This window comes from Proteus sp. fly-1008, from assembly GCF_040140305.1.
GTDB classification, from domain to species: Bacteria; Pseudomonadota; Gammaproteobacteria; order Enterobacterales; family Enterobacteriaceae; genus Proteus; species Proteus vulgaris_B.
Window position 1 is genome coordinate 211,984 of sequence record NZ_JBEEWH010000006.1, and the last position, 19,638, is coordinate 231,621.

The 19,638-nt window shown below is 38.4% G+C and carries 18 protein-coding genes and 1 tRNA gene; 8 read left to right on the forward strand and 11 right to left on the reverse strand.

The features are described from left to right. Positions 1–4 precede the first annotated feature (4 nt). The 3 genes from ABN256_RS12275 to ABN256_RS12285 all read right to left on the reverse strand — a co-directional run bounded on the left by ABN256_RS12275 (position 5) and on the right by ABN256_RS12285 (position 3,071). The gene (locus ABN256_RS12275; protein ID WP_196554448.1) at positions 5–1,561 is read right to left on the reverse strand and encodes a PTS transporter subunit EIIC; all 1,557 of its coding nucleotides are present in this window, start codon (positions 1,559–1,561) and stop codon (positions 5–7) included. Positions 1,562–1,888: 327 nt separating this feature from the next. Further along, positions 1,889–2,629 (reverse strand): MurR/RpiR family transcriptional regulator, encoded by a 741-nt coding sequence (locus ABN256_RS12280; protein WP_072068932.1) that lies wholly within the window; start codon positions 2,627–2,629, stop codon positions 1,889–1,891. Between the two features lie 196 nt (positions 2,630–2,825). Then, positions 2,826–3,071 (reverse strand): DUF2543 family protein, encoded by a 246-nt coding sequence (locus ABN256_RS12285; protein WP_072068933.1) that lies wholly within the window; start codon positions 3,069–3,071, stop codon positions 2,826–2,828. Positions 3,072–3,206: 135 nt separating this feature from the next. Here ABN256_RS12285 and ABN256_RS12290 point away from each other — a divergent pair, with 135 nt between their 5' ends. After that, entirely contained in the window at positions 3,207–3,932 is a 726-nt protein-coding gene (locus ABN256_RS12290; protein WP_197269743.1) for an RluA family pseudouridine synthase, read from the forward strand. A gap of 10 nt (positions 3,933–3,942) precedes the next feature. Here the strand turns inward: ABN256_RS12290 and ABN256_RS12295 are convergent, their stop codons facing one another. Both ABN256_RS12295 and ABN256_RS12300 read right to left on the reverse strand, forming a co-directional pair. After that, positions 3,943–4,419: a cold shock domain-containing protein gene (locus tag ABN256_RS12295; RefSeq protein ID WP_196554450.1), complete on the reverse strand. Its 477-nt coding sequence runs from the start codon at positions 4,417–4,419 to the stop codon at positions 3,943–3,945. Positions 4,420–4,526: 107 nt separating this feature from the next. Beyond that, positions 4,527–5,060, reverse strand: coding sequence for a DUF2058 domain-containing protein (locus ABN256_RS12300; RefSeq protein WP_196554451.1), 534 nt, complete (start codon positions 5,058–5,060; stop codon positions 4,527–4,529). Between the two features lie 165 nt (positions 5,061–5,225). On the opposite strand from ABN256_RS12300, the gene yajD reads away from it, so the two are divergent. Then, positions 5,226–5,573 (forward strand): HNH nuclease YajD, encoded by a 348-nt coding sequence (yajD, locus tag ABN256_RS12305; protein WP_006534437.1) that lies wholly within the window; start codon positions 5,226–5,228, stop codon positions 5,571–5,573. Between the two features lie 110 nt (positions 5,574–5,683). Continuing rightward, positions 5,684–6,055 (forward strand): YibL family ribosome-associated protein, encoded by a 372-nt coding sequence (locus ABN256_RS12310; protein ID WP_196554452.1) that lies wholly within the window; start codon positions 5,684–5,686, stop codon positions 6,053–6,055. 319 nt (positions 6,056–6,374) lie between these two features. On the opposite strand, the gene ABN256_RS12315 is transcribed toward ABN256_RS12310, so the two are convergent. Further along, positions 6,375–6,469 (reverse strand) — tRNA-Sec (locus tag ABN256_RS12315). A 241-nt stretch (positions 6,470–6,710) separates the two neighbouring features. Between ABN256_RS12315 and prlC the strand changes: the two genes are divergently transcribed. Together prlC and rsmJ are read left to right on the forward strand one after the other, a co-directional pair. Continuing rightward, positions 6,711–8,753 (forward strand): oligopeptidase A, encoded by a 2,043-nt coding sequence (gene prlC, locus ABN256_RS12320; RefSeq protein WP_196554453.1) that lies wholly within the window; start codon positions 6,711–6,713, stop codon positions 8,751–8,753. A 3-nt stretch (positions 8,754–8,756) separates the two neighbouring features. Next, positions 8,757–9,503 carry a 16S rRNA (guanine(1516)-N(2))-methyltransferase RsmJ gene (gene rsmJ / locus ABN256_RS12325; protein ID WP_196554454.1) on the forward strand — a complete coding sequence of 249 codons (747 nt, stop codon included), beginning with the start codon at positions 8,757–8,759 and terminating at the stop codon, positions 9,501–9,503. A 75-nt stretch (positions 9,504–9,578) separates the two neighbouring features. Here rsmJ and gdhA read toward each other — a convergent pair whose 3' ends face one another. Both gdhA and uspA read right to left on the reverse strand, forming a co-directional pair. Further along, positions 9,579–10,919 carry an NADP-specific glutamate dehydrogenase gene (gdhA, locus tag ABN256_RS12330; RefSeq protein ID WP_072068944.1) on the reverse strand — a complete coding sequence of 447 codons (1,341 nt, stop codon included), beginning with the start codon at positions 10,917–10,919 and terminating at the stop codon, positions 9,579–9,581. Between the two features lie 252 nt (positions 10,920–11,171). Beyond that, entirely contained in the window at positions 11,172–11,606 is a 435-nt protein-coding gene (uspA, locus tag ABN256_RS12335; protein WP_072068945.1) for a universal stress protein UspA, read from the reverse strand. A 405-nt stretch (positions 11,607–12,011) separates the two neighbouring features. On the opposite strand from uspA, the gene uspB reads away from it, so the two are divergent. Continuing rightward, positions 12,012–12,344 carry a universal stress protein UspB gene (uspB, locus tag ABN256_RS12340; RefSeq protein WP_072068946.1) on the forward strand — a complete coding sequence of 111 codons (333 nt, stop codon included), beginning with the start codon at positions 12,012–12,014 and terminating at the stop codon, positions 12,342–12,344. A 69-nt stretch (positions 12,345–12,413) separates the two neighbouring features. Here the strand turns inward: uspB and pitA are convergent, their stop codons facing one another. Next, positions 12,414–13,913, reverse strand: a complete 1,500-nt coding sequence (pitA, locus tag ABN256_RS12345) for an inorganic phosphate transporter PitA (RefSeq protein WP_072068947.1) — start codon at positions 13,911–13,913, stop codon at positions 12,414–12,416. Between the two features lie 309 nt (positions 13,914–14,222). On the opposite strand from pitA, the gene ABN256_RS12350 reads away from it, so the two are divergent. Both ABN256_RS12350 and ABN256_RS12355 read left to right on the forward strand, forming a co-directional pair. After that, positions 14,223–15,437, forward strand: coding sequence for a BaiN/RdsA family NAD(P)/FAD-dependent oxidoreductase (locus tag ABN256_RS12350; RefSeq protein WP_115351055.1), 1,215 nt, complete (start codon positions 14,223–14,225; stop codon positions 15,435–15,437). A gap of 603 nt (positions 15,438–16,040) precedes the next feature. Then, positions 16,041–16,742 (forward strand): pirin family protein, encoded by a 702-nt coding sequence (locus ABN256_RS12355; protein WP_349439513.1) that lies wholly within the window; start codon positions 16,041–16,043, stop codon positions 16,740–16,742. Between the two features lie 171 nt (positions 16,743–16,913). Here ABN256_RS12355 and pckA read toward each other — a convergent pair whose 3' ends face one another. After that, entirely contained in the window at positions 16,914–18,533 is a 1,620-nt protein-coding gene (gene pckA / locus ABN256_RS12360) for a phosphoenolpyruvate carboxykinase (ATP) (RefSeq protein ID WP_164526877.1), read from the reverse strand. A 204-nt stretch (positions 18,534–18,737) separates the two neighbouring features. After that, entirely contained in the window at positions 18,738–19,622 is an 885-nt protein-coding gene (gene hslO, locus ABN256_RS12365; RefSeq protein WP_197269739.1) for an Hsp33 family molecular chaperone HslO, read from the reverse strand. Between the last annotated feature and the right edge of the window lie 16 nt (positions 19,623–19,638).

Genomic DNA, 19,638 nt, shown 5'->3' on the forward strand with positions numbered 1-19,638 from the left:
CTTTTTATTTCTTCATTGCGTCATCAACAGCATTGCGAACAAATTCGACTTTAGGGCCATAAACGACATGGACATGGTTTGCTGCCGGAAAGAAGAATGCTGTACAGCCAGACTCCAACATTAATTCTTTGTCTATTTGATTTACTTCATTAATATCAATACGTAATCGCGTAATACAGTTATCAACATTACGGATATTTTGTTTGCCACCTAACGCTTGAATTAAGATTTCTGCAATTTCGCCATAACGTTTTTCTTTGATTAGTGTGTTTTTCATATTGCTTGATTCTTCTCTACCTGGGGTTTTGATATCAAATTTGACGATAGCCCAGTAGAAAATAAAGTAGGTCACAACAGCCAGTGTGCTACCAATCAGCACTAAAAAGATCCAATTAGTATGTTCGTAGAGTAAACCAAAGATAGTGAAGTCAAAGACTGTGCCTCGGATATAACCAATTGCAACACCAGCAAAAGAGAGTAGAACTGCGCCAATACCCACAATAATCGCGTAAATTAAATAAAGTAACGGTGCGATAAAGACGAAGGTAAATTCAAGAGGTTCGGTTACGTTACCTAACATTGCAGTTAAAACCATCGTCACTAGCATCGATTTAACTTCAGCACGGTTCTCTTTTTTCGAGGTTTTATAAATTGCTAATGCAATCGCAGGGAATAAGAACAACGTAACCAACATTTGTTGCTGAGCCATAAAACGCGTCAGGCTTGGCATCATTGCCCAATATTCACTACTTGGACCTTGGTTAAATAATACTTCTGTCATTGCTGGAACAACACCCACATAGGTTTGCCCATCAATCACATAAGAACCACCGGCTTCGGTAAATCTAAACAGAACATTCCAGACGTGGTGTAAACCAAATGGGATAAATAGACGCTCACCACCCGCAGTAAAGAAAGGCCCAACAGGACTTAAGAAGACAGCCGAGAGCTTAGTTAAGCCCATGACTAATACTTCCCAAATAAATGGCAACAATGCACCCACACCAATCATTAATCCGACCATAATAATGGCGACAGATTTTTTCCCTGAGAAGAAGGCAAATGCTGTTGGCAATTCAAGGTTATAAAACTTATCGGTAGCCCATGCAGCGATTAATCCTGTGATAATCCCTCCGGCGGCACTAATATTCATGGTTTGTATACCCAGAACCTTAATTTGCCCAACCTGCGTCATAATGGCAGGATCAGCCAGCTTTCCAGTCAATACCAACCAGATATTGATTGTACTTATCAAGGTTAAATAGCCCACCACAGAGGCAAAGACCGCAATTCCCTTATCTTTATGACTCATTCCATACGCCACCCCCATTGCAAATAGAAGTGGAATATTGTCAAACACCACACCTGCAATAGAACGGATACTGACTAATAAAGCATTGACTGTTTCATTTCCTAAGAAAGGAAAGCGTGCAATCATATAAGACTGAACTAAAGCACCACTGATCCCCAAGATCATACCGATAGGCGCTAATACACCGATTGGTAGAAGTAGGGTTCTACCAAAGCGCTGAATAGACTCGCTGAACTTTTTCCTGGCCATATTTTTTTCCTTATGACTTCTCGAATATAAAAGAATTACCGAGGTACTCTAACTTAGGGATTATAGGAAATGAATGACGTAGCGGTTTTAAATATTATCTCATGTCATTTTTTATGACTTAGGTCTTTTTAATAAACGATTTAATTAATAATAATAAACAATTTTTTATTTCAGCAATAAAGATTGATCCTAGATATTAATATCTATATTGAAAAAGAAGGTTATTTTAAAATAACTTATGAGTATTTTAATCAGATAGATTAATGCTTTTTACACATTAAGAATAAAAAGAATATTTAACTAATAGAATGATCAGTTTATTAGAACTTAAAGTAGTGTTTCTAGCTCATTTATCAGTAAATCCACCAGCATAAAAAAGCCAATACGTGATTTAGTATCATCTTTTTTTGTATCGTGATTATCAGCAAAACAAAACAGAGCATGGCTTGCGTAACTGGTTAATTCATTGGTATTAAATGCTGTCATACTAATAATATTAGCATCTTTTAACTGTACGATTTTTGCTGTTTCTATAATTTTTTTTGTGCCACCAGAAAGGGAAATAAAGATAACAGTGTCATCTTCATTAACAAGGCGAGTAAACGAGTCAGATAAGTTGTAATCATTAATAAAAAAGCAATGTAGTCCCAAAGCAAACAGAAGGTGTTCAAGGTAATAACCGACTGCTTTACTCGTTCCCCTTGCAACAATAAAAATATTCCTAGAGTGACGTAAGGTTTTCGCACATTCCCGAATTTGCTCTTCATTAATTAAGGTAAATGTTTTATTAATATTCTTTTCTAATTGCTTTTTATAAGAGGCGGTACTCGTTTTCTCAACTTTATTTTGAGCCAAGATATAATTATTAATTTGGAATTTAAGCTCTTTAAATCCACTAAATCCTAACTTTTGCGATAAATTAATAATCACCGTTTTTGATACAAAAGTTTTTGCAACTAAATCATTAATATTTAAATAGGGTATATCCGCAATATTATCGGTGAGATATTTTAATACTTTTTTTTCGCTGATCGTTAAATTGTCATAATTTTTTAAGAAATCCAACATATCTCACCCAACCAATTGAATATAAAACACTCTATAAAGGAGCGAACATCCCAAAAATATGCCAGCTCTTTTCGTGCGCTTATGTGCAATAAAATAGATAACGAGTATACGTTAAATCATACAGTTATGTAGGAACAGAGTTATTTTTTGTGAATTGAGAGATTATTGAGCCCACGATCAATGAGCCCAATACGTGCTATTCATTACCCCAGCGATTAAGAAACATCGCAATATCGTCAATGCGTTTTTTATTAATACCCGCTTCTTTTGCCATCTCTTGTTGTGCCGATTCACTAATTTCTTCGTTATTCATTAATCGAGTGAGTAATAATTGAAAATAGAGAGCAAGCCCATCTTCTTCTGCTTCAGCAACAGGATCGGTTGATTCCAGTGAATACTCTTCTACCATGTCATAATATTTAAAATGGATTTCATTGTTCATAAATTCTCCCCAAGGATTAACGTTAATACTCGTCATATTCAATTACTATAAAATTACTAAGAGTATATCTCTACATTCGCCTGTTAACCTAAAATTCGCTATCATCCACTTTCTTCTTTTTCTGCGGATAGGCTGATGTCTACGATTATCGATACTTTTATTGCCCCACCTTGCCATGATGAAATCGAGATCCTTTATCAAGACGAGTACTTAGTCCTTATCAATAAACCGACAGGACTATTGAGTTTATCAGGAAAAAACCCACAAAATATCGACTCGGTACATTATCGATTAGTGAAGCTATTTCCGGGATGTACGCTTGTTCATCGACTTGATTTTGGTACATCTGGATTGATGGTTGTGGCACTCAATAAAGCAATCAATGCGCTTTTGTGTCAGCAATTTAGCCAACGCAGTGTAACCAAGGTATACAACGCACTACTGTGTGGTCATTTGAAAGAAAATGAAGGAGTGATTAATGCTCCAATTGCAAAAGATCCAGCTCTGTTCCCACGCATGTCTATTTGCCCTATTAATGGAAAGCCAGCTCGCTCTGGTTATCACGTTATTGAGCGTTTTTATCATATGTTAGAAGATAGGACGTTATTGCCTCTAACTCGGGTACAATTTACCCCTGAAACAGGAAGAACTCATCAACTTCGTATCCACAGCCAGTTTATAGGCCATCCTATTTTAGGGTGTGATTTATATGGTGGGAGCGACTATTACTTGAATAAAAAAATAAAAGAAACTAAAAGAACTGAACGGACTCCGCGACTTATGCTTCATGCGAGTGAGCTTCATTTTGTTCACCCTATTAGCCAAGCACCAATAAAAGCGCGTTGCGAGAGCCCGTTTTAAATATCGATATTTACAGTTTAAGTGCTTTTACTGTTTCATCGATATCAAGTTCATCTTCAGTAAAAACTATCTCTGTTCCGTGCATTGTCATGATCGCCAGCTTTCTCAACGTGCGCATATTAGTCGCACCATCCGCTGACTTTGGTCTGATGCTATTCATTAAAGTACCAACAGAAAGTACGGTATTTTCTTTATTGATATGTGTATCTGCAGGCACATCTTCGCTATAAATTCGAAATGATTTAATTGATGTCAATTTAACGCGCTCACCTGCAATATAAACATATTTGCTGTCTGGGATCACTTTAACCGCATAAGCAGACAGGCCTTTGGTATTGGTGGTCGGCTCAAACGTGACATTTGCATCTGTTTTTATCAAAGCAGGGTTGGCAACTTTAATCACATGAAAATAACGGTTATCCCCGTTTTCATCTTTAATAAATCCAAAACCTTTATCTTCAAACCACTTTGTGATTATTCCGTTCATTGCCATTATCGCCTACTTAATCGTTTATCTACAAAAATTTCCAGATGCAGTATAAAGCACAATGCTTATACAGACTATGCCTTTGAGTTAATAAGCTACGTTACTTACTACCACATTAAATCATCTGGGATTTTAAAATCAGCATAAGGATCGTCTTCATCTTGTTCTGTCTCGCTCAGTGCGTTATTTAACAAGATACAGTCCACGTCTCTTTGTGTAATTTTATCTGCAACACTGGCAGGAATAATCGCGTACTCCGTTTTATTTGCATTATCCAGACGAGCAATAGCAAGACGTCCACTAATTAATTGAGATTGCGTCAGTTTATCCACCGCAATTTTTTTAATTACATTATTGTCAGTGAAATTAAAGTCAATATCACCTTTTGTTGGCGTAATTCTATTCATCTCAATAAGTTGCTTAACTTGCGCTTTATATTCTTTAGATAAAGTCGCTTGTTTTTGTTGCTCACTAAGCAATTTATCGCGCTCAAGTTGAGCTTTTTTATTTTCTTCTACGGCTTCTCTTGCTTCTCGCGCTTGAACACGTGATTTTTTTGCCGTTCTTTGGACTTTTGCCATTTTTTTACTGGTCACAAGCCCTGCTTTTAACATTTGCTCTTGTAAGGTAAGTTTTGCCATTTTTATGCCTAAATTTGCTCAAGAATTTATGAAATTATACCTGTAATTTCTAAGAGTGCATCAGGTTGTAAGAAATGAAGATAGCAACATTTGAACCTATCATGGCATTCAGAGTATATTGGAAACACTATCGTAAAACGCTTTCTATTACAGGTAATACTAACAATGGCTCTGATCCCAAAAAACTATGCACGGTTAGAAAGTGGCTACCGTGAAAAAGCACTGAAAATCTACCCGTGGGTATGTGGACGTTGTGCTCGTGAGTTTGTTTACTCAAACCTGCGTGAACTAACCGTTCATCATATTGATCACGACCATACCAATAACCCAGAAGACGGCAGTAACTGGGAATTATTATGTCTGTTTTGCCATGATCACGAACACTCTAAATACACAGAAGCAGACCAATATGGCACAACTGTTGTCGCTGGTGAAGATGCACAAGATGATGTAGGTGCAGCAACCTATAATCCTTTTGCTGATTTAAAGTCGATGCTTAATAAGAAAAAATAGTGATGCAATGTCTGCTTTGGTGCAAAGCAGACTATCTATCCCCCTTCTCACGCCCCAATCTAGAATGGTGTATACTTACCAACAAGAAACTTGTTCACGGTTAATTAATAATGAAAGAAATCGAAAAAGCAAAAATCAAACTCCTTAGCGACCGTTTAGATCTTATTCGTCATAAAATGGCAAATATCTCACTGCCAGATGAAGAGGAAAAAGCGGAAAAATACGCAGAGTTTGAAAAAGAAAAAGTAGAACTGGAAACTGAAATCGCTCGTCTGAAAGCAGTACGTAACAATAAACTCAGTAAAGAAGCACAAAAATTAGAAGATATGCCATTCAAACGCCTCATTACTAAGAAAGAACAAGCGGATATTGGCAAGCTAAAGAAAACTGTACGGGGCCTGATAATTGTCCATCCAATGACCGCATTAGGGCGCGAAATGGAGCTAGATGGTATGACCGGTTTTTCTAAGACTGATTTCTAGCTAGAAAATCAATTCAACTAAAACCTGTAAAAATCAGCTAATACTAACTGGTTCTTAATATATATCTGTTATTATGAGCCGTTAGTTATCTGGAGAGAAGATTAGGAAGCAAAGCATCACGTAAACTAGAAAGCTACTTCTTCTGCTTACCTCTTTTCAGCAAATCTTTCAGTACTGCAATATTCGCCCTGTGGTGCTTTAGAAAGATTTTCGCTCATCGAATTGCCTCCACTCTCTATACGTTATGCAAGACTATGAAAAACAATATGATAAAGAAAGAATTAGATGCTTTATTAGAAAGAAGTGATGAAATAAGAAGTGGCGGAAGATCACAGGAGTCGAACCTGCCAAGGACCGCTGGCGGCCCCATCTGGATTTGAAGTCCAGCCGCCCCACCGGGGACGATGATCTTCCATTTTTGAATGGGTCAAAAGGAAATAACGGGATGATTATACGCTGAATTATTTTTAATCCCAAGTGCATCAAATCAATAAAACCCCTTTCAAATAAAATAATCCCGTTTTTGAGTAAAACTTCGGATAATTACCGCGATACTATTGAACTTATACAGTTTCATCCTCATCTTACTATCTATAACGAATAAACTCAGTGGTGTTTTTTACGTCACTGCAAACCAAAATACAGGATGTTTTTTATGTCAAATCCATTACTTAGCACAACGGGATTACCTGCATTTTCCCAGATCAAACCAGAACATGTTGTTCCTGCATTAAAAGAAGTGTTAACAACTTACCGTGAAACAGTTGAAAAATTACTGGCTGAAAATACTCAATTTAACTGGGATAACCTTTGCCAACCATTAGCAGAAGCGGGCGATAAACTTTCTCGAGTTTGGTCTCCAGTCAGCCATTTAAACTCTGTCAAAAATAGTACTGAACTACGTGAAGCCTATGAGCAAAGTTTACCATTGCTGTCTGAATTCAGTACATGGATGGGACAACATGAAGGTTTATATCAAGCTTATAAATCAATTAAAGAAAGTGCTAATTTTAATGCATTAACTCAACCTCAAAAAAAAGCGATTGAAAACGCATTACGTGACTTTGAATTATCAGGTATCGGCTTACCCAAAGAGAAACAACAGCGTTTTGGTGAAATCAGCGCGCGTATGTCTGAGTTAGGCGCTAAATATGGAAATAACGTATTAGATGCAACGATGGGTTGGTCTAAACTAATCACTGATGTAGAAGATTTATCCGGTATGCCTCAAAGTGCTATTGATGCTGCAAAAGCTATCGCACAAGCTAAAGAGCAAGAAGGCTACCTATTAACGCTTGATATGCCAAGCTATCTGCCTGTCATGACATATGCTGATAATCGTGAACTAAGAAAAGAGATGAGTATCGCTTATAGTACGCGAGCCTCTGATCAAGGCCCAAATGCAGGTCAGTGGGATAACAGCGAAATTATCGCTGAGATCCTTGCATTACGCCACGAACTCGCTCAACTCCTTGGTTTCAAAAATTACGCTGAAAAGTCACTCGCCACTAAAATGGCAGAGTCTCCAGAACAAGTCCTTAGTTTTTTAAATGACTTAGCACAACGCGCTCACCCACAAGGTAAAGAAGAGTTAGCTGAACTCACCCAATTTGCAAAAGAGCACTATGGTGTTGATAAATTAGAATCATGGGATTTGGCTTATTACAGCGAAAAACAGAAACAACACCTGTTCTCAATCGATGATGAGCAACTGCGTCCTTACTTCCCTGAACAACGTGCTTTAAGTGGCTTATTTGAAGTTGTTCATCGTATCTATGGTTTAACAGCTAAAGAGCGTAACGACATCGACACTTGGCATGATGATGTTCGTTTCTTTGAGCTTTACGATGAAAGTAACACCTTGCGCGGTAGCTTCTATCTTGATTTGTATGCACGTGAACACAAACGTGGTGGTGCTTGGATGGATGACTGCATGGGAAGAATGCGTCATGCCGATGGCAAGCTACAAAACCCTGTTGCTTATCTCACCTGTAACTTCAATAAACCTGTAGGTGGTAAACCTGCACTGTTTACTCATAACGAAGTCACCACACTGTTCCATGAGTTTGGTCATGGCTTACATCATATGTTAACGCAAATTGATACTGCTGATGTTGCTGGTATTAACGGTGTGCCATGGGATGCGGTTGAATTACCAAGCCAGTTTATGGAAAACTGGTGCTGGGAGCCAGAAGCATTAGCCTTTATTTCGGGTCATTATGAAACTGGTGAGCCATTACCACAGGCAATGCTTGATAATATGCTTAAAGCAAAAAATTATCAGTCTGCAATGTTTGTGTTACGTCAACTAGAATTTGGTCTATTTGATTTCCGTTTACATGCAGAATATGACCCAGCAAAAGGGGCGCGTGTAATGGAAACCTTAACCAGTGTGAAAGATCAAGTATCTGTCGTTCCGTCAACACCTTGGGCTCGTTTTCCTCATGCCTTTAGCCATATATTTGCAGGTGGTTATGCCGCAGGTTATTACAGCTATTTATGGGCTGATGTGCTTGCAGCGGATGCCTTCTCTCGTTTCTCCGAAGAAGGGATTTTTAACCGCGAAACAGGCCAATCATTCCTAGATAATATTTTAACTCGTGGCGGTTCTGAAGAGCCAATGGAACTGTTCAAACGCTTCCGTGGTCGTGAGCCAAAACTTGATGCTATGCTTAAAGGCTACGGCATTAAAGGATGATATGTGAATATCTGTTTACTTTGTGAAGAAGGCGCTGATAACAGCGCCTTATCTGATTTAGCGCAACGTTGGGGATTAGTTCACGACGAAACGCAAACAATGGCTTTAGTGTTAACACCAACTCACCTTGAATTACGCAAACAAGATGAACCTAAACTAGGTGGCATCTATGTTGATTTCGTAGAGGGTACCATGGCGCATCGTCGTAAATTTGGCGGTGGTCGAGGTGAAGCGGTGGCAAAAGCAGTTGGGATCAAAAAAGACTATCTGCCTGATGTAATTGATGCAACCGCAGGACTTGGTCGTGATGCGTTTGTCTTAGCGTCTATTGGTTGCAAAGTCAGAATGGTAGAGCGTCACCCCGTGGTTGCTGCATTACTTGAGGATGGCTTAAAACGTGCTTATCTCGATGCTAACATTGGTGAATGGATGCAAGAGAGAATGACGTTAATTCATGCTTCTTCTGCCCAAGCACTCACTGAGATCACACCTCCTCCTGATGTTGTCTATCTTGATCCGATGTACCCACATAAAGCAAAAAGCGCATTAGTAAAAAAAGAGATGCGAGTGTTCCAATCTTTAGTCGGTGCTGATGAAGATGCAGATGCCCTGCTAGAACCCGCAATGACCTTGGCAAAAAAACGTGTTGTCGTAAAACGTCCTGATTATGCTGAGCCATTAAATAATCAGCCTGCACATGCCAATATAACAACAAAAAATCACCGTTTTGATATTTACCCTTGTGTGTAAACACTGACATACAAGGATAAAGAAATTAGTTTGAGATCTGACGGGTGTTAAACACCCGTTCAGAATCAATGAGATTTACAGCACACCTTGAGCCAGCATTGCATCCGCAACTTTAACAAAGCCTGCAATATTCGCACCTTGAATATAATTAGTCTGCTTACCTTCACCACCGTAATTCACACAAGCATGGTGAATATCTAACATAATGTGATGTAAACGAGCATCCACTTTTTCGGCTTTCCAGCTTAAACGAGCTGCATTTTGCGCCATCTCTAAACCAGAGGTTGCAACCCCTCCCGCATTGGCAGCTTTTCCTGGTGCAAAAAGGACACCTGCTTCGATAAAGGCATCTGTTGCTGCAATCGTTGTTGGCATATTCGCACCTTCAGCAACGGCTTTAACGCCATTTTTTATCAAGACTTTTGCCGCCTCTATATCTAATTCATTTTGTGTTGCACAAGGTAGAGCAATATCAACAGGAACAGCCCAAGGTTGTTGCCCTTCAAGATAGGTTAAACCAAATTCTTTCGCATACTCTTCAACACGACCATAATTATTTTTAATTTCAGTTAAACGTGCGAGTTTTTCAGTAGTAAATCCGGCTTCATCAACAACCGTACCACCTGAATCGGATGCTGTGATAACCTTAGCGCCTAGCTCTAAGCATTTTTCGATAGTGAATTGCGCTACATTACCTGCACCAGAAACTGCCACACGCATCCCCTCAAGAGACATACCATGACGTTTAAGCATCGCATTAGTAAAGTAAACTAAACCATATCCAGTGGCTTCTGGGCGGATTAAACTGCCTCCGAATGAAAGGCCTTTGCCTGTAAATACACATTCATTACTATTAGACAGTTTTTTCATCATGCCTGCCATAAAGCCAACTTCACGCGCGCCCACACCAATATCTCCTGCTGGAACATCTGTGTTAGCCCCTAAATGACGATAAAGTTCAGTCATTAAAGCCTGACAAAAACGCATAACTTCCCCATGGCTTTTGCCTTTAGGATTAAAGTCAGAGCCACCTTTCGCGCCACCCATTGGTAATGTCGTTAAGGCATTTTTAAATGTTTGCTCAAACCCTAAGAATTTTAGGATAGAGAGATTCACAGAAGGATGAAAACGCATACCACCTTTGTAAGGCCCGATAGCTGAGTTAAATTGGATACGCCATGCACGGTTAACTTGCACTTGCCCTTTATCATCTAACCAACAAACGCGAAACTGAATAATACGTTCAGGCTCAACTAAGCGCTCAAGTAATGATTGTTCACGATATTGTGGATTTTTTTCTAAAAAAGGCCACAAAGTGGTAAAAACTTCACGAACAGCCTGATGATACTCAGGTTGATGAGCGTTATATTTTTCTACCCCTTCTAAAAACGAAGACAATGAGCCAGATATATTCATTCCGCTATTCCTTTTTTGTGTAATGTGATGTTGGCATAACCTCATTTATTCGGAATATTTTTGGGTTTTGTGAGGTTGATGTTGTTTTGCTTCTTGAATATATCATTAAAATACATTCACACTTCAAGACATTTTTTTCATAATTAGACAAAAAAAAAAGGTTGACTCCACTTAACAGCAGGAAAAATAGGAATTTTAGACAAAAAAATACCTGCATAAGCAGGCATTTTTTTTGCTTAAACAAGCAAGCGATTATTCTTCATCATCTTTCAGAGGAACAATTAACATATCAACATGCACAGTATTAATTAATTGACGTGCTGATGACATCAATTTGCTCCAGAAGTCTTGGTGATGACCGCAAACAACTAAATCCATATCGTATTTTTTAATCGCATCAACCAGAACTTGGCCTAAATCACCGCTACCACTCAAGGTTTCCTGAATTTCATAACCTGATTTATCTGAGAGGTCTTTTAACGCGTTACGGGTTTCATCAGTAATACGTTGTTGCATATCACCGAGGTTGACATCAATTAGACCGGTATAAAGATCAGAATAGTTAACATCAACGTGAATTAAGGAAACTTTGGCATTATAGGGTTTTGCCATAGATACAGCTTTCTGTACTAAGACGTTACTCTCAGGGGATAAATCAACTGCCACTAGAATATGCTTATAAGCCATCGTGAACTCCTTCCATAAGCTGATTAATCGGTTGGAAAGGCGGTTAAGCCTAAATCCTATGTATTAAATATAACGTTTTAAGATGAAAGTTAGATGTCGTCTTGATCACAACTTATGTCAAATTCATCAAGAAAGCATCTATCGATAAATAACAATATACACCATTTTAGATTATCACGATGTCATTCACCGACAATATCATCATAATAATGAGAATTGAGTATAAAAAACAACAAAAACACCCTTTTAGAGTTATTTTTTATCCATTTTTTTGAAAAAGGAAACAACTTGAACACGTCACTTTTGTTTATTGCTTAATTTCACCTAAACTTAAATAAGAGAAAAAATAACCTCTATGGGTAAAGGTTTTCTCATCTCTGAATCTATTATTCTAGGGAGGGGATTATGTTTAATGTCATTGTTATCTTTTGGGCGCTCTGTATTCTTTGCCTGATTAATATGATGCGTTATTTTTCATCTATTCGGGTGTTACTCACAATACTGCGCCAATCTGATCCGTTACTCTATCAATCAGTAGATGGTAATGGGTTTTTTACTATGCATGGGCAATTTTCAAAACAATTGCGACTTATCCGCTACATCAACCAACGTCAATATACCAACCATCATAATCCTGAAGTGATTATGCGTTGCGAGCGAATTTATCGGCAATTTTATCTTGTTAGCCGTTTTTGTATTTTGGCTGTAGCAAGTTTAATTGCGATGCTTATTTGGTAGGTGACAAAAACAAAAAAACGGTGACTAAAAGTCACCGTTTATAAACAAACTTGGGTAATTTATTGTTTATCAGCCATTCACAATGAATGTCAGTGATATCCAATAAAGTAAACCTGATAAACCAATGCTAACTGGTAATGTTAAGATCCAAGCAAGTCCGATATTTTTTATCGTCTTCGATTGAACTCCACCACCATCTACAATCATTGTACCTGCAACGGCAGATGACAAAACTTGTGTTGTTGATACAGGCATACCCGTATAACTTGCGACACCAATGGACACTGCTGCTGTTACCTGAGCAGAAACCCCTTGAGCATAAGTCATACCTTTTTTACCAATTTTTTCACCAATCGTTACTGCAACACGTTTCCAACCTACCATTGTCCCAATAGAGAGCGCTAATGCCACTGCAACAATGATCCAAATCGGTGCATATTCCACAGTGTTTAGCAGGTCACGACTCAATGTTTTTAAGAACCGTGCATCTTGGGCGCTAGTTTCAGGTAATTTAGCCACTTCTGTTGCGGTATCAGCGATACACATTAGTAATCGACGCATTTGAGCACGCTGGTCTGCTGTTAGTTCATCATAAGAACTAATATTTGCCAGCATTTGTTCTGTTTGATTCAGAACAATTGGCGTTCTCGCGCTGTTACAATGAAAATCGGTATCACTAGGATCAGTTTGTGCTGACACTCCTGGTGTATTTTCGATAGCATGCTGTAATGCTGGCTGATGCTTCTCATAATACTGCTGTAAGTGCACAACGGCATCATGTGTTTTGGTGATATCGTACCCGCTAGCACTCATATTGACGACAAAGCCCGCAGGCGCCACGCCAATTAATACCAACATGATAAGACCGATACCTTTCTGCCCATCATTTGCACCATGAGAAAAACTGACCCCAACCGCAGATAAAATCAGTGCAGTACGAGTCCAAAATGGTGGCTTACGCTTACCATCTTGTTTTTCACGTTCAGCTGGTGTCAGGTGAATACGACGACGTTTTTTCGTACCACTCCAGTAACGGCGCAGTAAGAAAATCATCGCGCCCGCAATAACCAAGCCGATAATTGGAGAAAGAATGAGAGATAGGAAGATACTGATCATTTTTGGAATGTTTAACGCATCAACGATAGACGAATCTGTCACGATAGCATTTGTTAAGCCAATACCAATGATAGCACCTATCAGCGTATGTGAACTTGATGCTGGAATACCGAAATACCATGTACCTAAGTTCCAGATAATAGCAGCTAACAGCAACGAGAAGACCATAGCAAGACCATGACCTGAGCTCACATTCAGCAGAAGATCTGTCGGTAACAAGTGAACGATAGCATAAGCTACGCTCAAACCACCGAGCAAAACTCCAAGGAAGTTAAATACACCCGCCATCACGACCGCAAATTGCGCACGCATAGCACGAGTATAGATAACAGTTGCTACCGCATTTGCGGTATCATGGAAGCCGTTAATAGCTTCATAAAATAGCACAAAAAGCAGTGCTAAAACCAACATTAAACCTGTATGAAATTCTAGGTCAGTAAACAAATGTAGCATAGACGTTAAGCCAGTTAGTTGGACATGAACGCGGCGCATTATCAGCGACAAATGCGAACGGTGGAAGCGAAATTTAACCTTTTTTTGATTTGATAACCAAGAAAATCAGAGCCTTTTTAAGATAATTCCTTATATATCATTTAATTAATAAAAATAAAAAAAAAGTAAATTTCTGACAATTTTTTTCCTTGCTAATACGAATTTAGGTGAAAAATGCAGATTTCTCCATATAATTTTACAAAAATACTCTGATCTTACGCGAAAATCATTGATTAAGTAGTCAGAGAAAACCAAGAACGAGACATCATTGTGGGATCATACGATACAGTAATTATAGGTGCAGGTGCCGCGGGGCTTTTTTGTGCGTCTTTAGCAGGACAAGCAGGATTATCTGTTTTAGTGCTAGATAACGGTAAAAAAGTAGGTCGAAAAATTCTTATGTCAGGAGGCGGTCGTTGCAATTTTACCAATATGTATATTGAGCCTTCAGCCTATTTATCAGAGAATCCTCATTTTTGTAAGTCAGCACTTGCTCGCTATACGCAATGGGATTTTATTGAGTTAGTGCAAAAACATAACATTGCCTATCATGAGAAAACATTAGGCCAACTCTTTTGTGATGATTCAGCACAGCAAATTGTGGATTTATTACTTGCTGAGTGTCAAAAAGGAAAAGTGAGTGTTCGCTTACGTAGCGAAGTAACGTTAATCGAGAAAACAAATGAAAACTTCACTGTTTTTGTTGATGGAAAAGCAATTGTGACCTCTTCTGTTGTCATTGCCAGTGGTGGGCTTTCTATGCCCGGTTTAGGTGCTACTCCTTTTGGCTATAAAGTCGCAGAACAATTTGGTCTTCCTGTTTTACCCACTCGTGCAGGCTTAGTGCCTTTTACATTGCATAAACCTCAGCTTGAGCAATTTAGCCAACTATCGGGCGTTGCTGTACCCGCTATTGTGACAGCAAAAAGTGGAACGAGTTTTAAAGAAAACATTCTTTTTACTCACAGAGGCCTTTCAGGGCCAGCTATTTTGCAAATCTCTAGTTATTGGCAACCTGGAGAGTATGTAAGTATTAACTTACTTCCGAATATTGATCTTGAAAACCTTCTACAAGAAAAACGCCAAGAGCACCCAAATCAATCATTAAAAAATACATTATCTCGCTTATTACCAAAGCGTTTTATTGAAATAATGATAGAAAATAAACAGTTACCTGATGTTCCTCTCACTCAACTTAGCAATGAACGTATTACTCAAATTGCAGTGTTGCTACAAGAATGGCAAGTTCAGCCTAATGGCACTGAAGGATATCGTACTGCGGAAGTCACTCTAGGTGGCGTAGATACTCGAGCCCTCTCCTCTAAAACAATGGAAGCCACTAAAGTAAAAGGACTCTATTTCATTGGTGAAGTAGTGGATGTAACAGGTTGGTTAGGTGGATATAACTTCCAATGGGCATGGAGTTCGGCGTATGCCTGTGCTCAGAGCCTTATTTCAACACCAAAATCAACGTTTTCTGAGTAATAATGAATAAATGTACCAATATTAAAGTTATAAATATTGGTTTTATAATTCTATAAACTTATAAGTTATACATAACAAAACCCAGTTATCATCAATCAGTGATAGCTGGATTTTGTTTTATCCCTTAATAGCGGCTCAAAATGGCTCATATCCCTTCTTTTATTCTGGTTTTATAGCGCAATTATTGTCCTTCCCCCTATGAATAACCTTATAAAAAATATTGTTAACTATTTGGTTATATTACTATTTTAAAAAATTATCAAAATAAAACGACTCGTTAATCAGTAAGTTAAAAGCTTTTCATTGCTTTTTTCTATATTGCTTAAAAAAAAGGCTTTACAAATGATACTGAGAACCATTATCATCAATAACACTTTCAGACGCACCACCTTCAGGGTGATATGAAAGAACGACATTGCTCACATTGCTTCCAGTGTTTTATTTAGCCAGCCGGGTGCTGGCTTTTTTCTTTTCTAAAACTTATTCGATGTTCTTGTTTCTCTTTATTCAAATTATTTGGATCTTCAGGTTAAATTCCTCCGCTTTTCTACTTTGTGCTATTGCGTAAACTGTGTTCAACAACTGATGAGAAGGAAACACATAATGATTTATCTACGCAAAGCAAATGAAAGAGGACACGCTAATCATGGTTGGCTAGATAGCTGGCATACCTTCTCTTTCGCAAACTATTACGATCGTGATTTTATGGGATTTTCTGCATTACGCGTGATTAATGAAGATCGCGTAATACCTGGTGAAGGCTTTGGTACTCACCCTCATAAAGACATGGAAATATTAACCTATGTGCTTGAAGGTAATATCGAGCACAAAGACAGTATGGGTAATAAAGAAAATGTTCCTGCTGGTGAGTTTCAGATAATGAGTGCAGGTACAGGGATCACCCATTCAGAATATAATCCGAATAGTGATCAAGGGCTACATTTCTACCAAATTTGGATTATGCCAAATACTGTCGGTATCACACCACGCTACGATCAACGTCGTTTTGATACAACAGTAAGTAAACAGCTTATTTTGTCGCCAAATGCCCGTGATGGCTCTTTAAAAGTATTCCAAGATATGACCTTATGGCGTTGGAACCTGAAAAAAGGTGAAGAAGCACAATATCAAGTAGAAGCGGGACGCAATATTTGGCTACAAGTTGTAAAAGGAAAAATAGCCATAAATGACATAATTGCGACCACCAGTGATGGTGTAGCTATTGCTGATGAAGATATGATCCGTTTTGTTGGTGATGAAGACAGTGAAGTTTTATTGTTTGATTTACCTCCAGTAACAGCATAGTTGGGTTACCACCCTCTAAAGTCACTTTTTCTCTAATAATCTATTTCACTTTGTTTTCTTTTTTTATCCCCTGAGATGTTCTCGCATTTCAGGGTTTTTTTTATTTAAAATAAAAAAACACCAAAATCACACTTTATGATATTTGGTGTTTTTTATTAATACAAATAACAATTAACGCTTAGGTCCAACTTTTGTCAGTGCTTGGCCAGCTGGGGTATCTGTATATTTATCGAAGTTTTTCACAAAACGATCAGCAAGATCGTCTGCTTTCACATCCCATTGTGCTTTATCAGCATAAGTATCACGAGGATCTAAAATTTCACTATTAACACCGGGTAATGCTGTTGGGATTTCTAAATCAAACACGGGTAATGTTGTCATTGGTGCTTTATCAATATCACCATTTAAGATGGCATCAATAATAGCGCGAGTATCTTTAATTGAGATACGCTTACCTGTGCCGTTCCAACCGGTGTTAACCAAATACGCTTTTGCGCCAGATGCTTGCATACGTTTTACTAATACTTCAGCGTATTGTGTTGGATGTAGAGATAAGAATGCCGCACCAAAACAAGCTGAGAATGTAGGTGTTGGCTCTGTTACACCACGTTCTGTTCCCGCAAGCTTAGCGGTAAAACCCGATAAAAAGTGATATTGCGTTTGTTCTGGCGTTAAACGTGAAACAGGAGGTAACACACCAAAAGCATCTGCAGTTAAGAAAATCACTTTCTTAGCATGACCCGCTTTAGAAACTGGTTTAACGATATTATCGATATGATAAATCGGGTAAGAAACACGAGTATTTTCTGTTTTTGAGCCATCGTCGAAATCAACAGAACCATCCGACAACACAACCACGTTTTCTAATAGTGCATCACGTTTAATTGCACCATAGATATCAGGTTCAGCTTCTTTTGATAAGTGGATCGTTTTCGCATAACAACCCCCTTCAAAGTTAAACACACCGTCATCGTCCCAACCATGCTCATCATCACCAATTAGCTTACGCTTAGGATCCGTTGAAAGGGTTGTTTTACCTGTACCGGATAAACCAAAGAAAATAGCCACATCACCACTTTCGCCAACGTTTGCGGAGCAGTGCATAGAAGCCATACCTTTAAGAGGAAGGAAGTAGTTCATCATAGAGAACATACCTTTCTTCATCTCGCCACCGTACCAAGTACCGCCGATTAACTGAATGCGTTCAGTTAAATTGAACGCAACGAAGTTCTCAGAATTAAGTCCTTGTTCCTTCCAATTTGGATTTGTACATTTTGCTCCGTTCATCACAATGAAGTCTGGTGTAAAATTTTCCAGCTCTTCTTGTTCAGGGCGAATAAACATATTTTTAACAAAATGAGCTTGCCAAGCAACTTCCGTGATAAAACGTACTTTTAAACGTGTATCCGCATTCGCACCACAAAATGCATCAACAACAAACAAACGTTTGCCTGATAGCTGATTGGTTACCAATGATTTTAAGTCAGACCACACTTCTTGTGAGAGTGGCTTATTATCATTTTTACCTTTTCCCTGATCAGCCCACCACACTGTGTCACGAGTAACATCATCACGAACAATGTATTTATCTTTCGGAGAACGTCCAGTAAATATACCTGTATCAACGGCAATAGCGCCTAACGAGGTTAATGTGCCTCGTTCATAACCTGTTAATCCAGGCTGGGTTTCTTCATTAAATAACAGCTCATAGCTTGGGTTATAAATGATTTCACTTGTGTCCTTAATACCGTACTGCTGGAGATCCTTAGGGGTAAGACCTTTAACGCTCATAGTTTCGCTCCTGATAAATAGACCTTTCTACGAGCAATATTAGGGTGTTACGAGTAATTAACAGCGATTGTTATCAATATTTTGAAAATTTATAATTTTTTTATGTTAAGAACGAGAGCTAATGCACAAAACTACAGAAAAATTGTTGAATAAAAAAGGACGCAAAATAGCGTCCTTTTGATAAAATCACCTTGCTAAATCGAATCAGTGCAATTCAGAGCCATTTAACTTATTGATATTATTAATATCACTCTCTGTGAAGATGTAATGGGTTCCACAATATTCGCATTCCATATCGATATTACCCTGTTCTTGCAACAGGTGGTTCACATCTTCTTTAGATAATGTTACTAATGTATTTTCACAGCGCTCACGCGAACAAGTACAATGAAATTCAACTGCTTGAGGCTCATAAAGAGTGACATCTTCTTCGTGATATAAACGATGTAAGATCTCTTTAGTATCCAGCGTAAATAACTCCTCAGCCTTAATAGTGTGAGTTAATTGTGTAAGTAATTCAAAATGTTCCGCCGTATGTTCCGCAGTGAACTCTTCTGATGCTGGTAATACTTGTAATAACATTCCCGCAGCCGCAGGCTTACCTGCTTGCATACCACTACGAATAAATACGCGAGTTGGTAACTGTTCTGATTGTTTAAAATAGTTATCAATACAAGCTTCAATAGTTTCACCATCAAGAGCAACAATACCTTGATAACGTTCACCTTTCTCTGGTGTTACTGTGATGACCATAAAACCATTCCCGATCATCTCTTTTAATGTACTTCCAGCCTTTACATCATCGCCCACACGCGCCACACCGCGCATTTGTTGATTGTTATTACCATTGATAACAGCCAATCGTACTGGACCATCGCCTTGTATTTGAACAGTAATATCTCCTTCAAATTTAAGCGTTGCTGTTAACAAACTGGTTGCCACCAGCAAATCACCCAGAAGACATTGAACTGGCTCAGGATAATGGTGATTTTCAAGCATTGATTGATAGGTTTCAGTCACATTGACCAATTCACCACGTACCGCGTTTTTTTCAAATAAAAAACGTGATAAAGAGTCTTTTTTAGACATAACGTTCTCTCATTTC

What these genes read in the sequence shown, in the direction of transcription:
- ABN256_RS12275 (WP_196554448.1), bottom strand. Translation starts at nt 1,561, where the DNA reads ATGGCCAGGAAAAAGTTCAGCGAGTCTATTCAGCGCTTTGGTAGAACC.
- ABN256_RS12280 (WP_072068932.1), bottom strand. Translation starts at nt 2,629, where the DNA reads ATGTTGGATTTCTTAAAAAATTATGACAATTTAACGATCAGCGAAAAA.
- ABN256_RS12285 (WP_072068933.1), bottom strand. Translation starts at nt 3,071, where the DNA reads ATGAACAATGAAATCCATTTTAAATATTATGACATGGTAGAAGAGTAT.
- ABN256_RS12290 (WP_197269743.1), top strand. Translation starts at nt 3,207, where the DNA reads ATGTCTACGATTATCGATACTTTTATTGCCCCACCTTGCCATGATGAA.
- ABN256_RS12295 (WP_196554450.1), bottom strand. Translation starts at nt 4,419, where the DNA reads ATGAACGGAATAATCACAAAGTGGTTTGAAGATAAAGGTTTTGGATTT.
- ABN256_RS12300 (WP_196554451.1), bottom strand. Translation starts at nt 5,060, where the DNA reads ATGGCAAAACTTACCTTACAAGAGCAAATGTTAAAAGCAGGGCTTGTG.
- yajD (WP_006534437.1), top strand. Translation starts at nt 5,226, where the DNA reads ATGGCTCTGATCCCAAAAAACTATGCACGGTTAGAAAGTGGCTACCGT.
- ABN256_RS12310 (WP_196554452.1), top strand. Translation starts at nt 5,684, where the DNA reads ATGAAAGAAATCGAAAAAGCAAAAATCAAACTCCTTAGCGACCGTTTA.
- prlC (WP_196554453.1), top strand. Translation starts at nt 6,711, where the DNA reads ATGTCAAATCCATTACTTAGCACAACGGGATTACCTGCATTTTCCCAG.
- gdhA (WP_072068944.1), bottom strand. Translation starts at nt 10,919, where the DNA reads ATGAATATATCTGGCTCATTGTCTTCGTTTTTAGAAGGGGTAGAAAAA.
- uspA (WP_072068945.1), bottom strand. Translation starts at nt 11,606, where the DNA reads ATGGCTTATAAGCATATTCTAGTGGCAGTTGATTTATCCCCTGAGAGT.
- uspB (WP_072068946.1), top strand. Translation starts at nt 12,012, where the DNA reads ATGTTTAATGTCATTGTTATCTTTTGGGCGCTCTGTATTCTTTGCCTG.
- pitA (WP_072068947.1), bottom strand. Translation starts at nt 13,913, where the DNA reads ATGCTACATTTGTTTACTGACCTAGAATTTCATACAGGTTTAATGTTG.
- ABN256_RS12355 (WP_349439513.1), top strand. Translation starts at nt 16,041, where the DNA reads ATGATTTATCTACGCAAAGCAAATGAAAGAGGACACGCTAATCATGGT.
- pckA (WP_164526877.1), bottom strand. Translation starts at nt 18,533, where the DNA reads ATGAGCGTTAAAGGTCTTACCCCTAAGGATCTCCAGCAGTACGGTATT.
- hslO (WP_197269739.1), bottom strand. Translation starts at nt 19,622, where the DNA reads ATGTCTAAAAAAGACTCTTTATCACGTTTTTTATTTGAAAAAAACGCG.